Consider the following 14,535-nt stretch of genomic DNA (forward strand, 5'->3'; position numbering starts at 1 on the left):
CCCGCTATTTGTGGGCAGTAAGACCCCCACCTCAAAATTCAGCGGAAGCAAAGAAGTTAGGTGGGGGGGCAACTGCCCGTAAAAGCCCGATTGGTTAGGGCTGATTAAAGTTTCACTTTATAAGGCGAAGAAGAGATGTACCCAGTAGAATAAGAGGAATAATGTGACGACGGTTGTGAGTGGGATAACGATAAGGGATACACTTAAATAGTCTTTCCATTTTACTTTAATTTTGTTTTGTTTCAGGATATACATCCAAATGAGAGAAGCTAGCGTACCGATTGGTAATAATAGTGAACCGATGTCACTACCAATGATATTTGCGAGATAGATAGTTTTTAATGTGACTGGATCTAATCCCATTTCTGTTAACGTAATGGTACCAATCATAAGTGCAGGGTGATTATTGAAGACATTGGAGAGGAGAGAAACGAGTCCACCCATTGCAAAGCTAGCATAAAGCAGATGTTGACTTACAACTGGTTCAAGCCATTGGACAAGCGCTGCTGTTAATCCTGCGTTGTGGAGCCCGTAAATAATGACATACATAGAGAAAGCAAAAATCAAAATGTGCCACGGTGTCTTTTTCAAAATGTCGACAGGGTTCGTTCGTAAGTAGTACCATCTCCAAATGAGAAGAACGAGTGAACCGAGTACGGCAACAATCTCGATTGGGATGGATAAGAAGGATGCAACGAATAGAAGACAGCGCATAAGGAAGACGAAGCCTAATACTTTTAGCATGAACCTTGTCCGTTTTTGTTTCGTATCAACTGAATTTTTTCCTTTTAACGGATGAAAGTTTTTCGTGAAGAATATTTCTTCAATATCATATGAAGAAACAGGCAATTTTTTCGGAAGTTTTTTCTTCAAAACCGTATACATAAGCCATGACATAAACAATAGTCCTAATGTTGCAGGTACAAACATCATAGCAGTATGCATATAAAGAGTCATATTCACGATATTTAATGCGATTAAGTTTACGATATTACTTACACCAATTGGTGCACTAGATGCAGTAGCGATTAAAGCACCGCTTAATAAATAAGGGATTTGTTGATGCGGTTTTAATTGAAGATTTTTTAGGAGAAGAATTAAAATTGGCGTTGTAATTAAAATACTACCGTCGTTATTAAATAAAAGAGTCATAAGAAAACATAATAATTGAATATACCAGTATAAGCGGCGCCCGGAGCCTTTTGCTAGGTTTGCAAGTTTCGCTGCGGACCAGTGGAAGAAGCCGAAGCTTTCTAATATAACCGCCATAACGATGGTCGCTAATATTGTTATGGAGGCACCGCCAATTTTACTAATAATGTCCATGACGTCTGGTTTTGATACAAGTCCAGTAATCAGGATAATGCCAGCGCCAATTGCTGCCGGCCACGCCTCATTTAAACCACGAGGTCGCCAAAAGATAACAATCATTGTTAAGAAGAATACAATAATAGTAATCCATATTTCAATGCTCATATTTTACCTACCTTTCTACTTTTCCTTAAAGTAATGTAGCTTGTCTTAAGGTTTGTATTGGTAGTATATTCAGCAAAAAATAAGAAGAACTAGACGTATAACGGAGTGCAATAAATATGTGTTTTTCAAGTTATGGGACAAGTATCTCTCTTAGTGAAATAACTATTGTGAGAGGAGTCTAGAAATTAATGGGGCAGTAAGATAGTAAATGAAATTTATATGGGCGATTATGGAGATATATCGGCGCAACTCAAAATATATCAGCGATTATTGAAATATATCGGCGCAACTCAAAATATATCAGCGATTTTTAAATTATATCGACTTATCGACAAAACATGACAAAAGGAGCCCATCCCAAAATACCTTTTGGAACAGGCCCTACAATATTATTTTTCCTTCAAAAAAGTTCGATCCTTCAAGAATAAATTCCAGAAGAAAATAAATCCTGGTAATAAAATTGCAATCCCAATTGCATATAGAATAAGCAATGCATAGAATGTTTCGACCGTTGTAAAGCTTGTAAATACAGTTACATCAGGATAAATAATATACGGTAAATGCGCAACGCCGTAAGCATAACTTGCAAATGCATATTGAGCGACGACTGCTAAAACGGCAATGCGAGGGTATCCTAGTGTGTCATACTTCTTGTTTGTCCACCAAAGAGAAGAGTATCCGATAATGAATAAAACGATAGAAACTGTAAACCATGTGAATTGCTTTATTAGCCCTTGCATAAGCCAGTGTGTTTCCGGATCCATTACAACGAGGGCAATAATCGCCGTAACGAGCGTTGCAGGACCAAGGATAATCGCGTTTCTTCTATAAATTCTATATGCATCTTCTGAACCTTGTTCTCTCGCAAAATCAGCAAGAAAGAGAGAGGAAAGAAATAGTTCCGAAGTTAGTCCGAAGAGCATATAACAATAAATAACAGGACTAGAAAGAAGTTTTCCATATAGGAGTACTTCTTTTCCTTCAGACATTGTAATATAGGCACCTTCTGTAACAGGTAAAACGGTAATTAATAGGGCTGGAATTAAGAGTCCTGTAATACCTGAAATAATACGAAGAAGGTGTTGGTACTTCGGCAGGGAATAAGCAAATACCATAAATGTACTGCGAATTGCCACGAGTACTAGAATTAACATAACGGGTACGAACATTACCGTTGCTAGGGTAAAAGCGGCTTTCGGAAAGAAGCCAAGAAAAGCGACAACGACAAAGACGAGAAATGTATTTGTTACTTCCCAAGTCGGTGATAAGTATCGGTTGGCAAGCTTGGCAGCTAGCGTTGGATGTTTTGCGTATACCATGCCCCAAAAACCTGCTCCAAAATCGATGGACCCTAATATACTGTATACGAAAATAAGAGCCCATAAGATGATGATTGCAATACTTTCCTCATGCACGAGAATCGCCTCCTTCGTGATGTAAATCATTTGTAAGCGGATGTTTCTTAAAGAATGTCCGTAGTACAAAAACTGTTAAAATACCGAGTCCAATATATAAAATGATGAATAGAATAAATAAAGGACCGACAAAATCAGCGCGTGTAGAAGCGTCGACTGTACGTTGCATACCGTAAATGGTCCATGGCTGACGACCGCTACAGCTGAAAATCCACCCAAATTCAATGCCGAGCATCATAACTGGTCCACATGCGGTAGCTCCCCAAAGAAGCCACTTCGGTAGCTCTGTTTCTTTTTTTCGGTAAACAAAGTACCAATATAAGAGGGCAATTGCTGCAACTGCAAAGGTAAAGGCAGCAGTGCCAACCATTAAATTGAACAGTGTATGCGTGTAAAATGGTGGCCATGTTTCTTGTGGAAATTCCTTTAGTCCTTTTACGACAGTGTTAGGGTCTAGTCCTACTAGTAGGCTAAGCATGTTCGGAATTTCTAGTGCATAGTTTAGTTCAAGTGTGTTAGGATCTACAACGCCGCCAATTGATAACGGTGCATGTGATGTCGTTTCAAATAAAGCTTCAGCAGATGCCAGTTTTTCAGGGGAATGCTTATGTAAAGCAATTGCCGATTCGTGTCCCGAAAGCCACATCGTAGCGCCTGTAATAAATGTCACGACGAGTCCTAACAGTAGTCCTTTTTTATGATATGCCACTTCACGTTCACTTACATTCTTCTTTAATAATTTAAATCCGGCGATAGAGGCAATGACGGCAGCTCCAGTTGCGTAGGCTGTAATCACAACGTGGAATGCGCTCGTGCCAAAACTCGGATTAAAGAAAGCTTTCCACGGATCAACGTTAAAAACTGATCCATCTGGTCCCATTGAAAAGCCCGCGGGTGTATTCATCCATGTATTTGCCGATGTAATAAGCACGGCGGATGCCGTGGCACCAATCATGACGAAGAATAGCGAGATTAATCTCATGAATGGAGGTAGTTTGTCAGCTGCATATACATAAATAGACATGAACAAAGCCTCTAAAAAGAAGGCGAAAATCTCAATTTGAAAGGGAACAGAAATAACCTGCCCAACAATTTTGGCAAAACCAGGCCAAAGAAGTGAGATTTGCACACCAACGATTGTTCCAGTTGGAATTGCTACACCGAGAAGGATGGCAAAAGCCTTTGTCCATCTTTTCGCCATAATGGCGTAGTCGGAATCTTTCTTCCAGTGATAGAGTATTTCACTTATAAAAATCATTAATGAAAGTCCGACACCAAGTGTTGCGAAGATAATGTGGAATGCTAGTGAAGAACCGAAAAATGCTCTTGCTAATGTTACCGTATCCATATGTAAACTCCTCTTCTTTTTTGCCATTATTTTCTGATTGAATTGGAAGATTTATTCAAAAAAACTACCAAAAATATATATGTATTTAAAAAGTGGATATGATAATATTATGTTTGAATATTCTGAATAGAAAGAAGTTAATATTTTGTTTGTTTTTTAGTGAGGAATATTTTATAATCTTTTATGCGAACATAAGTTCTGTTTTTGGAGTGAAGAAGTTTATGTGAAATGGAGAGGATGTTTTATGTATCCTGAAGTCATTAAAAAGATGGCATTTTCAAAAGAGCATAGAGATTTATTATTGAAGCTGTATAATAAAGAGATTACGCGTAGTGAGTATGATCGACTCGTGGAATCGCTATATAGACCTTCTAAAGAGGCTTGTGAGGGATAAAGGAACGGGAGACAATCTATTAGATTGTCTTTTTTACATTTACGTATGTTCTGGTAAAATTAAGGATAGCCTTACTAGGGAGGTGAAAAGTTTGCGGAAACGTATATATATAGTGATTGGCGTTATTCTTTTGATCGCTTTAGGTGGAATTGTATTTTGGTCAGCTTTGCAAGGAAACCGTACGGAACATTTTATTTTAAGACATATGGTGAATGAAAATGGGACGCTTGCTACATATCGTTTAGAGGATACAAAAGCAGGTACTGGTGAAGCGAAAGGCCGTGAAGCTTTATCGGAATCAGCAGGACTATGGCTGCAATATACACTCGATAAAGACGATCAAGCGTTATTCGATGAACAAGTTAAGGTTATTCAAAATAACTTTGTACATAAGAACCAAATTGTTTTATGGAAAATCTCTGAAAAGGGAGAAATGCAGTCAGCTACAAATGCACTTATTGATGATCTTCGTATTATAGAACAGTTATATCGCGCTTATGAAATGTACAAGGAAGAGCGCTATAAAAACTTGGCAGATCAATTGAGTGATGCTGTAATTCGTTATAATAAGAAAGATAATTATTATGTTGATTATTATGATGCAGATGCAAGGAAACAAAATGATTTTGCAACAACGTCATATGTAAATCCGCATGCATTCTCCTATATGAAAAAGTATGGAAAAGTTTCTGCTCAGCAATATGAGGAAGTCGTTCAATTTTTAGCGGATTATCCAAGGCATGGATGGGCATTCCCGAAAGAGTATAAAGCAGATGGTACATTTACGTACGACAAAGAAGTGAATCTGATTGACCAATCATACGTTGCATATCATCGTAGTTTAGGTGGTCTTTCATCAGATGCTTATTTGGAATTTATAAAGAAGAAATTCCAGGAGGATGGAAAGCTATACGGTCGTTACAATTTAGAAACGGGAAAACAAACTGTGAATTATGAATCGCCAGCCGCTTACGGATTAACGATTTTGTACGTACTACAAACAGGTGATACAAATTTCGCAAAGGAATTATATGATCATATGGCTACATTCCGAAATGACAACGTATTTAGTAGATATTACGGTGGATATGTAACAGGCGAAAATAACAATACGCATATTTTTGATAATGTTTTGCCGCTTTTAGCTGAAATAGAATTAGAGAAGAGTGAAAAATAAAAGGTGCCACCCTATGGGGATGGCACCTTTTATTTTTTGATATCATTTTACGTCCTAATATTGGAGAAGTAATCAATCACGAATTCACGGAATTGCTGAGCGGTTTTCGATAAGTAACGTTTTTTTGACCAGCTTAAGCCAATCGTTCGCTTACAAATGGGTTCAATAATACGTAACTTATTTAATGCTAAAGTAGAGTTTTTTAATAAAGTTAAACTTGGGACAAAAGCAATGCCGAGGCCTTGCTTAATCAGGTCGCTAATCACGGTTGGTTCATCTACTTCAAAGGCGATATGTGGAGTGAAGCCAGCTTCTTTACAAAATTCATCCGTTAAGTGCCGAAATCCATAACCAGTGTTCATACTAATGAACGGTTCGTCTTTTACTTCATGCAAATATACACTTTCACGTTCTGATAAACGGTGCCCTGAAGGGACGACTAAGAAAATTTCTTCTGTAATAAGTGGTTCCCAAACAATTTCTTCTCCTTCAATTGGCACAGAAGAAATGCAAAAGTCAATTTCTATATTATCTAGTTGTCGTTTCATAGAAGGAGTAGATGCGAGAAATTGTTGGAATCGAACGTTAGGATGTTCTAGTAAAAAAGAACCAATTAGTTCGGGTAATATTCTTGGAATAGAAACAGCCAACGTAATAGAGCTTTGTTGTAAGTCAGCTAAATCTTTAATTTCTCGTTCGCCTTCACTTAATTCATGAAAAATGCGCTCTACTCGTTTTAAAAATACTTTCCCGAAAGAGTTTAATGTAATTTGTCGACCTTGGCGGTCAAATAACGGAACGCCTAAGTCCTTTTCTAATCTAGCAATTGTTTTGCTGAGCGAAGGCTGTGCGATATGCAATTCTTCAGCGGCTTTTGTCATATGCTCTAATCGTGCAACTGTTTGAAAGTATTTTAGTTGAAGAAGTTCCATTTTGACTCTCCTTTCTATAGACCAAAAGGAATGGATTGATAATTAAAGATGTATTATACAGTATGGAAAGTGAAGTGTATAGTAAATCTGTTAAACCATTGTAATGGTGTGAAATTAGGAGAAGGAGTATGTTTCATGAAGGGAATTCAACTTATATTTAAAGATTGGAAAGCGATGTGGCACCATAAACATGGACGTATCGCTTTAATTTTTTTATTAATCGTTCCTTTAATTTATTCAGGATTCTTTTTAGCTGGATATTGGGATCCATATGGAAAATTAGATAAATTGCCTGTTGCGATTGTAAATTTAGATAAGGGTGCTGCGATGGATGAAAAAACAATTCATGCAGGAGACGATTTTGTAAAAAATTTAAAAGAGAATAAGGAACTAGCTTTTCATTTCGTATCAGAAAAACATGCTGATGAAGGACTAAAAGAAGATAAGTATTATATGGTTGTTACGATTCCAGAGGATTTCTCTAAAAAGGTAAGTACACTAATGGATGAGAAACCAGAGCCAGCGCAGCTGCAGTACAAAGTAAATCCGGGTAAAAACTTTGTAGCAGCGCAAATTGGAACGACAGCTGTTGAAAATATGAAAACAAAAATCTCAAATAGTATTACGAAATCTTATACAGAAGGCGTCTTTTCAAAGTTTCAAGATTTGGCACAAGGGCTGGGTGATGCAAGTGATGGCGCTAAGAAGTTACATGAAGGAACGACAGATGCAAAAAATGGGGCAAATCAGCTTGCAGGTGGCATTCATCGTTTAAGTGACGGGACATCGAAATTGAAAGAGGGAAGTGACAAGCTTGCATCCAGCCAATCTGCCTTAACAGGGGGAGCAAATGAGCTAAGTCAAGGAGCGACATCACTTCATAGTGGTATGGAATTACTAGCGCAAGGTGAAAAAACTTTACAATCAGGAGTTAGTGAATTAAGTGCTGGTACAAATGAATGGGTGAACGGAAGTGAGAAACTTGTTGACGGGCAAGTGAAAGCGGACAATGCAGCAAATAGTGTAAAACAACAATTAGAAGAGTACGTGAAAAGTCATCCAGAGGTGCAGCAAGACCCTGCTTTTCAAAAGATTATCGCTACTTCTAATGGATTAGCTCAAGCAACAAACACTTTAAATAATAGTCAGAAACAATTGACACAAGGCGCACAGAAGCTTGCAGATGGTCAGCATAAGGTTGAAGAAGGTATGAATACATTCGGAGTTAAGTTAAATGAAGCTACTGCTGGAACGAAAAAGATAGCAGATGGTGCTACAAATTTAGCTAGTGGATTTACGAAATGGGGAACTGGGTTTACATCATTACAAGAAGGTGTAAATCAACTTGCGAGCGGGGGAACAGAGCTGAATCATGGTGCTGATCAGTTAACGAACGGACTTGTTAAACTTGACGATGGTGCGAAAGAACTTTCTACGAAATTGGGAGAGGGCGCAGAGAAGATAGCGGATGTTCGCAATGATGATGCACGCAATACGATGTTCTCAGAGCCAGTTCAGTTAGTGAAGTCAACAGTTTCTGACGTGCCTAACTACGGTTCAGGCATTGCGCCATATTTCTTATCACTTGCATTTTATGTTGGCGGAATTATGGCATCGAATATTTTACCTCTTGGCCGCAGACAAAATATGAAGGTAAGCGGAACGGTACATTTTATTAATAAACTAGGATTGGTATATTTAATTGGACTTATTCAAGCGCTACTCGTAGATGTAGTTGTGCTAGGTGTTATGAAATTAGAAGTTGCAAGTGTGCCACTCTTTGTTTTATCAAGTATCGTTATTTCCTTTACGTTCATGACGTTTATTCTTATGTTAGTAACGGTATTTGGTCTTGTTGGAAAGTTCTTAGCGGTAACGCTTCTCGTCTTGCAATTAGCGACGAGCGGTGGGACTTTCCCAGGAGAATTAAATATAGCTGTTCTTAGCAAAATTGGACAATTTCTTCCAATGTCCCATTCTCTTAGAGGATTGCAAGATGTGATTTCTTTAGGAGATTGGTCGCAATTACAAATGCAAATTTTAATATTGTTATGCTATCTCGTTGTTGCTGGCGGAATTGCTTGGATCACGAGCCATATACAACATAGGGAAACGAATGTAGAAAAAGTTTCTTAAAATGAAAGAAGCTATCCGACTTTTTCGGATAGCTTCTTTTTTATTTGCGTTCCATTACCGCAAAGTAATTGTTTTCATTATCAGCAAAGTTAAAAGCTCTGCCAGTAGGTAAATCTACAACTTGTCCAACAGTAACGTTTTTCTCAGAAAGATCTTTATATAGTTGATCTAAGTTGTTAGAGAAGAACATAAGTGAAGGAGTACCTAAGTTTAATTCAGGTTGCATCTTTGCAATTAACTCTTTATCGTGAAGGACGATGCTTGTTCCTGCTTCTTTTGACGGTGCAATTTCAATCCAGCGAAAACCTTGTCCGTTATTTTCTTCCGCAATAATTTGGAATCCTACTGTCTCAGTCCAAAATTGCATGGCTTCATCTTGATTATTTACATATAGCATAATTTGTCCAATTTGATTAATCATAGGTGTGTCCTACTTTCTTTTCGTGTATGGAATTCTATTATATCAAAGATATGGTTTGAATACCTTTTCGTGATTTTTCCGAAGTACAATCTTCGCCCATCTCATATTTGTCGTAGGAGAAGGTCCTGTAATCCATGTATGAAATGGTAGTGCACTGCATATGACCATTGCTGAAATCGAGATTGTGGCTGTTATTGTAAATAATAATAGGCTATATAATATTGTGTTTTCTTGCAGTGTGAATAGAGAAAGAAACTTTGTACATAGTTGCAAGAAGAAAAAGTGAGCTAAATAAGCACCATATGTGTAATTCCCGATAAATCGTAAAGCTTTATATAAGAAACCGCGTCTCTGTACGATTGTAATAGAAAGCACGTAAAGTATGATAATTTCGCATACGATATATAAAAACATAGACGGTTTTAAATAAGTCGAAACGGTTAAATGAATAGAGTTTGCTCCGTAAAAACTAAATAACTCATAATTGATGAATAAAAATAAGACGAAAAATAATATTGTGATAAGCGGGATATGTTTCATAACAAATGTACGCCACGTTTTTAGTGCTACAGCAACGATTCCTCCCATGACGAAATAGAACGAGTAGAAGAAGAAGGAACGGTCTGTATAATGTAAAATTGTTGAGCTAGTCAATTTCTCTCCATTAAAAATGTAGTGCGAAGAATACCACATTAAGAGGAAATATAAACAAGCAAAGGTAGTCATATATTTATATATGTCTTTTTTATTTTCTGTTCGTTTTTGAAACCAATAAAATAGTGTGCACAGTAAAGGGAACAATAGGTGAATTTGAAACATCATAATCACGTACCAAAGGTGAGGTGCGGCTGTTCCGAGTAATAAACTTTTTATTCCGCTTTGTAGTGTAATCATATCGTTTGTTGTTAATAAGTAAAGAATAGACCAGAAGAGATAAGGAATGAGTAAATGTGCGGCTTTTTCATAAATATATTCTGCGTAGGCAAGTTGCTTTGTATATTGACGAATTAAGTGGAAGCCGACGATAAATATGAATGCAGGTGCTGAAAATTTTGCGAGATTAAATAGCATACCCATAATGAGGGATTGCTCAAGTAAAACATGTCCTTGATTCATTGTATATAATAACGAACTTTGCAAAACGACAGCAAGGAATGCAATGCTTTGCAAAACTTTAAATTCTGGTGCGCTTTGAGTCATTATGTCCATCTCCTTTTCCATACATGATTATAGTACGGAGAATGGATAATGGATGTGGAATATTTGTGAAGATTGTAACAAATTTGTGGCGGAATGGATTAACAACAAAAAAAGAGGATGCTCAAAACGAGCATCCTCTTTCTATCTATTAAGCAAATTTGTTTTTGATCCAGTTCTTACCTTCTACAAGGCGAGCTGTCATTACGGCACAAGCGTTATCTGCTGTTACGTTTAACATCGTTGCAGGAGGATCAATGATTGTACTGATTGCTGCGATAATTGGCAATGCTTCTGGCGGGAAGCCATATAAAGAAACGATTAACATTTCACCAATCATACCGCCGCCTGGAATAGCGCCCATTACTGTTCCTACTAATAGAGAAACAACAAGTGCGATTGCCAATGTTTTCGGTCCTTCGAATTCCATGTTGAAAATACCGAATAAGAAAGCAATTTTTAATACGCCGCCTAAAACAGAGCCGTCTTTATGAAGTGTAGATCCAAGAAGGACAACTGTTTCACGAACGTCAGAAGAGATACCCATTTTCTTCGTTGCTTCTAAGTTCGCTGGAATACTTGCGGCACTACTACAAGTTGCAAGAGATGTAACTGTAGGAGAGACCATGTTCTTCCAAAATACTTGTACACCTTGCTTGCGACCTGCAAGGTATGCATAGAACGTAAAGAATACAAAGAAGTAAATAAGAGACGCTGGATAGTATACCATTGCTGCTCGGAAGTAAGTTCCAAGAAGCTGTGGTCCGAATTCACCAACTAATGCTGCGAAGTAAGCAGCAAGTCCGATTGGAGCGTAGTACATAATGAAAGATACGACTTTCATTGAAATTTCTGCACCAGCTTGTAAGAATGTAGCGAATGGTTTTCCTTTTTCACCAACTGCTGAAGTTGCAATCCCCATTAAAATAGAGAAGAAAATAAGAGCTAACATATTTTCACGAGATAGTAACTTCGAGAAGTCAGATACTGTTAGAATACCAACGATTTGATCTGCAACACTAACTGCTTTTTCAGCTTTGTCAGGTTGGGTTAGTTCTAATACAACACCTTGTGCTGGCGGGAATACTTTCACGACAATAATCATAAAAATAGCAGCTAAAATACTTGTAAATAAGAAAGTCCCAGCCATACTAGACATAATTTTACCGAAACGTTTTAATCCATCCATATTAGCAATAGATGACGCGATGCTAAAGAACACTAACGGTACAACAATCGTAAACATTAAGTTTAAGAAAATGTCACCAAGCGGCTTTAAAGCAACTGCATCGGCACCCATGAAATAACCAATGAAACCACCAATTAGGATAGAAGATAATAAAATAAGTGGAAAGCGATATGCCTTCATAAATATATCCTCCTATCAATTAAAAAAATCATACTGAATTATTATAGCGAGTTAAAGTCCTCTTTACTAGGAAAATACGGATAGATGGAATAGCGTGAAAACCGAGAAATTTTTGTTTTTAAGCTCGGCATACAGCAGGAAATCTAGACATATATATTTGTAACCTAGTTGTGGTAAGGGATGCGCCATCATTTAGGTTGAGAAGAAGGGGGAGGGAAGCGAGATGAATATTTTGCTTTGCTGTGCAGCGGGAATGTCTTCCAGTTTGATTGTTACTAAAATGGAGAAAGCAGCAGAGGCAAGAGGAATAGAGGTAAAGATTTGGGCTGTATCAGGTTCTGAAGTAAATAGCCATATTGATAAAGCCGATGTACTTTTACTTGGGCCACAAGTACGTTATTTATTACCGAAAATGAAAGAATTATGTAAGGAGAAAGGGGTACCTGTTGATGTCATTCAATCCGTTCATTACGGACTTTGTAATGGGGAAGCTATCTTGCAAGCAGCTTTGTCAATGAAACCATGAGGAGAGTGGGATAGATGATACGGTTTTTAGAGAAATATGTAATGCCGGTAGCAGGAAAGGTTGCAGAGCAGAGGCATTTGCTAGCAATTCGTGATGGACTTGTATTGACGATGCCGTTCTTAATTATAGGATCAATTTTTCTTATTATTAGTACATTACCAATCCCAGGGTATAGTGAATTCATGGCGAGTTTGTTCGGGAAAAACTGGAACGTAGCATTAGGGTATCCAGTTAGTGCAACTTTTAATATAATGGCTTTAATAGCCGTTTTTGGAATCGCTTACAGGCTTGGGGAATATTATAAAGTGGACGCTTTAGCATCCGGGGCATTGTCGCTTGTGACATTTTTACTTGCAACTCCATTTCAAGTTTCATATATCATGCCGGGTACGAAAGAAAGTATACTGGTAGATGGAGTAATTCCAGCGGCATTAATGGGAAGCCAAGGTTTATTTGTAGCGATGATTATTGCAATTATATCTACTGAAATATACCGATTTCTTGTACAAAAAAAGATGATTATAAAAATGCCTGAGACAGTTCCGCCGGCAGTAACGCGTTCATTTGCAGCGCTTATTCCTGGGTTTATTGTTGTGACAGTTGTTTGGATCATTAGATTGATTTTTGAACACACAACTTTCGGAAGCATTCATAATGTTGTAGGGAAGCTACTGCAAGAACCGCTGAGTATACTTGGTGCTAGTCTTTGGGGAGCAGTTATAGCGGTTATTCTCGTTCATGTCCTTTGGGCGTGTGGAATTCATGGAGCTACAATTGTGGGCGGTGTAATGAGCCCGATTTGGTTATCGTTAATGGATCAGAACCGGATTGCTTTTCAAGCGGGCCAAGATGTACCGAATACGATTACCGCACAGTTTTTTGATTTATGGATTTATATGGGCGGCTCTGGTGCAACACTAGCCTTAGTTGTCGGAATGTTATTGTTTGCGCGAAGTCAGCAATTAAAAAGTTTAGGACGATTGTCAATTGCACCTGGTATTTTTAATATTAATGAAATGGTAACTTTCGGTATGCCAATTGTCATGAATCCACTTTTACTTATTCCATTTATAGTAGTTCCTGTTGTATTAACGATTGTTTCTTATTTCGCAATGGAATGGGGATTGGTAGCTCGCCCAAGTGGTGCTGCTGTAACATGGACGACACCAATTCTATTTAGTGGATATTTAGGATCGGGTGGCAAAATTTCAGGTGTGATTTTGCAACTCGTTAACTTTGCACTAGCGTTCGTCATATATTTACCGTTCTTAAAAATATGGGATAAACAAAAAATAGCGGAAGAAAAGGGGGCGTAAAGAACTAAAATGGATACGGTAGAAACGAAGGCCTTTCACTTAATCTTGCATGGGGGAAATGCGAGAAGTTGTTCAATGGAAGCAATTGATTGCGCGAAGCGTGGAGAGTTTACAGAAGCAGAAGCGAAATTACAAGAAGCGTTAGAGGAATTAAAAGAGGCACACCGTGTACAAACGGACCTCATACAGAAAGAAGCCGGTGGTGAAAAGACCGAAGTCACCCTTCTAATGGTGCACGCGCAAGATCATTTAATGAATGCAATTACGGTGAAGGAATTAGCGAGTGAATTTGTAGAATTATATAAGAAGATGTCGGTAGCTGAATGAACCTTGCGTATGCAAGGTTTTTTATGTATGTGTCTGTACCATCAGTGGAGTGTTTGTTCCACTGATGGTATTTACAATCCTCCTTTTTACAAATGAGTAAGAGTGATATTTAATCGACAGTAACAATCTCTCCTATACCACGAATCAGTTTTTTCATATGCATCTTATTTGGTTTTAATATACTTACGATATAATCAATCGCTATTTGCGGTTCAACGGTTGTACCGCACGTATAACAGTCGATAGCTGCAAAGTTTTTTTCGGGATAAGTGTGAATAGAGAGGTGGCTTTCTGATAGTAAAACTAAAACAGTAACACCATGCGGATTAAATTCTTTTGTACTTACGTTTAAAACGTGGGCACCAGATTGGTCAGCAGCGTGAACTAAATGATGTTCTAAAAAGTAAATATCATCTAATAGGGAAAAATCCACTCCCCATAAATCTACTATTATATGCTTACCGAAAGTAGAATATTCCATAAGGTAGCGCTCCTTACTAT

General features: G+C 37.8%; 14 protein-coding genes. 6 read left to right on the forward strand and 8 right to left on the reverse strand.

Features of this window, described 5'->3' with window-relative positions; genetic code table 11:
* Nucleotides 1–117: 117 nt before the first annotated feature.
* From ACTFNE_RS18885 to cydA, 3 genes are all read right to left on the reverse strand, one after another.
* On the reverse strand, nucleotides 118–1,476 hold the full coding sequence (locus ACTFNE_RS18885; RefSeq protein ID WP_000021134.1) for an arsenic transporter: 1,359 nt from the start codon (nucleotides 1,474–1,476) through the stop codon (nucleotides 118–120).
* 389 nt (nucleotides 1,477–1,865) lie between these two features.
* Nucleotides 1,866–2,891 (reverse strand): cytochrome d ubiquinol oxidase subunit II, encoded by a 1,026-nt coding sequence (locus tag ACTFNE_RS18890; RefSeq protein ID WP_000544181.1) that lies wholly within the window; start codon nucleotides 2,889–2,891, stop codon nucleotides 1,866–1,868.
* The gene (gene cydA, locus ACTFNE_RS18895; protein ID WP_270705790.1) at nucleotides 2,884–4,239 is read right to left on the reverse strand and encodes a cytochrome ubiquinol oxidase subunit I; all 1,356 of its coding nucleotides are present in this window, start codon (nucleotides 4,237–4,239) and stop codon (nucleotides 2,884–2,886) included. The genes ACTFNE_RS18890 and cydA overlap by 8 nt, the downstream gene beginning before the upstream one ends.
* Before the next feature lie 244 nt (nucleotides 4,240–4,483).
* On the opposite strand from cydA, the gene ACTFNE_RS18900 reads away from it, so the two are divergent.
* Both ACTFNE_RS18900 and ACTFNE_RS18905 read left to right on the forward strand, forming a co-directional pair.
* A complete protein-coding gene (locus ACTFNE_RS18900; protein WP_000283184.1) occupies nucleotides 4,484–4,633 on the forward strand; it encodes a hypothetical protein in 150 nt (49 codons plus the stop codon).
* 91 nt (nucleotides 4,634–4,724) lie between these two features.
* Nucleotides 4,725–5,810: a hypothetical protein gene (locus tag ACTFNE_RS18905; RefSeq protein ID WP_001231578.1), complete on the forward strand. Its 1,086-nt coding sequence runs from the start codon at nucleotides 4,725–4,727 to the stop codon at nucleotides 5,808–5,810.
* A gap of 47 nt (nucleotides 5,811–5,857) precedes the next feature.
* On the opposite strand, the gene ACTFNE_RS18910 is transcribed toward ACTFNE_RS18905, so the two are convergent.
* Complete coding sequence (locus ACTFNE_RS18910) at nucleotides 5,858–6,742, reverse strand: LysR family transcriptional regulator (protein ID WP_270705792.1); 885 nt, start codon at nucleotides 6,740–6,742, stop codon at nucleotides 5,858–5,860.
* 135 nt (nucleotides 6,743–6,877) lie between these two features.
* Between ACTFNE_RS18910 and ACTFNE_RS18915 the strand changes: the two genes are divergently transcribed.
* Nucleotides 6,878–8,878, forward strand: coding sequence for a YhgE/Pip domain-containing protein (locus tag ACTFNE_RS18915; RefSeq protein WP_270705794.1), 2,001 nt, complete (start codon nucleotides 6,878–6,880; stop codon nucleotides 8,876–8,878).
* Nucleotides 8,879–8,918: 40 nt separating this feature from the next.
* On the opposite strand, the gene ACTFNE_RS18920 is transcribed toward ACTFNE_RS18915, so the two are convergent.
* From ACTFNE_RS18920 to ACTFNE_RS18930, 3 genes are all read right to left on the reverse strand, one after another.
* The gene (locus tag ACTFNE_RS18920) at nucleotides 8,919–9,299 is read right to left on the reverse strand and encodes a VOC family protein (RefSeq protein ID WP_000609839.1); all 381 of its coding nucleotides are present in this window, start codon (nucleotides 9,297–9,299) and stop codon (nucleotides 8,919–8,921) included.
* 42 nt (nucleotides 9,300–9,341) lie between these two features.
* Entirely contained in the window at nucleotides 9,342–10,499 is a 1,158-nt protein-coding gene (locus ACTFNE_RS18925; RefSeq protein ID WP_270705796.1) for an acyltransferase, read from the reverse strand.
* A 148-nt stretch (nucleotides 10,500–10,647) separates the two neighbouring features.
* Nucleotides 10,648–11,865 carry a dicarboxylate/amino acid:cation symporter gene (locus ACTFNE_RS18930; RefSeq protein ID WP_000649370.1) on the reverse strand — a complete coding sequence of 406 codons (1,218 nt, stop codon included), beginning with the start codon at nucleotides 11,863–11,865 and terminating at the stop codon, nucleotides 10,648–10,650.
* Nucleotides 11,866–12,088: 223 nt separating this feature from the next.
* Between ACTFNE_RS18930 and ACTFNE_RS18935 the strand changes: the two genes are divergently transcribed.
* From ACTFNE_RS18935 to ACTFNE_RS18945, 3 genes are read left to right on the forward strand one after another with little or no spacing between them, the layout of a single operon-like run.
* Nucleotides 12,089–12,391, forward strand: coding sequence for a PTS sugar transporter subunit IIB (locus ACTFNE_RS18935; protein ID WP_001023546.1), 303 nt, complete (start codon nucleotides 12,089–12,091; stop codon nucleotides 12,389–12,391).
* A gap of 14 nt (nucleotides 12,392–12,405) precedes the next feature.
* A complete protein-coding gene (gene celB / locus ACTFNE_RS18940; protein WP_046198048.1) occupies nucleotides 12,406–13,707 on the forward strand; it encodes a PTS cellobiose transporter subunit IIC in 1,302 nt (433 codons plus the stop codon).
* 9 nt (nucleotides 13,708–13,716) lie between these two features.
* Complete coding sequence (locus ACTFNE_RS18945) at nucleotides 13,717–14,034, forward strand: PTS lactose/cellobiose transporter subunit IIA (RefSeq protein ID WP_046198049.1); 318 nt, start codon at nucleotides 13,717–13,719, stop codon at nucleotides 14,032–14,034.
* A 109-nt stretch (nucleotides 14,035–14,143) separates the two neighbouring features.
* Here the strand turns inward: ACTFNE_RS18945 and speD are convergent, their stop codons facing one another.
* The gene (speD, locus tag ACTFNE_RS18950; RefSeq protein ID WP_046198050.1) at nucleotides 14,144–14,515 is read right to left on the reverse strand and encodes an adenosylmethionine decarboxylase; all 372 of its coding nucleotides are present in this window, start codon (nucleotides 14,513–14,515) and stop codon (nucleotides 14,144–14,146) included.
* Between the last annotated feature and the right edge of the window lie 20 nt (nucleotides 14,516–14,535).

It is taken from the genome of Bacillus cereus group sp. MYBKT111-2 (assembly GCF_051915205.1).
Taxonomy (GTDB): Bacteria; Bacillota; Bacilli; order Bacillales; family Bacillaceae_G; genus Bacillus_A; species Bacillus_A paranthracis.

Coding starts and splice junctions, on each gene's coding strand:
- cydA (WP_270705790.1), bottom strand. CDS start 4,239: ATGGATACGGTAACATTAGCAAGAGCATTTTTCGGTTCTTCACTAGCA.
- speD (WP_046198050.1), bottom strand. CDS start 14,515: ATGGAATATTCTACTTTCGGTAAGCATATAATAGTAGATTTATGGGGA.
- ACTFNE_RS18920 (WP_000609839.1), bottom strand. CDS start 9,299: ATGATTAATCAAATTGGACAAATTATGCTATATGTAAATAATCAAGAT.
- ACTFNE_RS18925 (WP_270705796.1), bottom strand. CDS start 10,499: ATGACTCAAAGCGCACCAGAATTTAAAGTTTTGCAAAGCATTGCATTC.
- celB (WP_046198048.1), top strand. CDS start 12,406: ATGATACGGTTTTTAGAGAAATATGTAATGCCGGTAGCAGGAAAGGTT.
- ACTFNE_RS18935 (WP_001023546.1), top strand. CDS start 12,089: ATGAATATTTTGCTTTGCTGTGCAGCGGGAATGTCTTCCAGTTTGATT.
- ACTFNE_RS18885 (WP_000021134.1), bottom strand. CDS start 1,476: ATGAGCATTGAAATATGGATTACTATTATTGTATTCTTCTTAACAATG.
- ACTFNE_RS18945 (WP_046198049.1), top strand. CDS start 13,717: ATGGATACGGTAGAAACGAAGGCCTTTCACTTAATCTTGCATGGGGGA.
- ACTFNE_RS18910 (WP_270705792.1), bottom strand. CDS start 6,742: ATGGAACTTCTTCAACTAAAATACTTTCAAACAGTTGCACGATTAGAG.
- ACTFNE_RS18900 (WP_000283184.1), top strand. CDS start 4,484: ATGTATCCTGAAGTCATTAAAAAGATGGCATTTTCAAAAGAGCATAGA.
- ACTFNE_RS18915 (WP_270705794.1), top strand. CDS start 6,878: ATGAAGGGAATTCAACTTATATTTAAAGATTGGAAAGCGATGTGGCAC.
- ACTFNE_RS18930 (WP_000649370.1), bottom strand. CDS start 11,865: ATGAAGGCATATCGCTTTCCACTTATTTTATTATCTTCTATCCTAATT.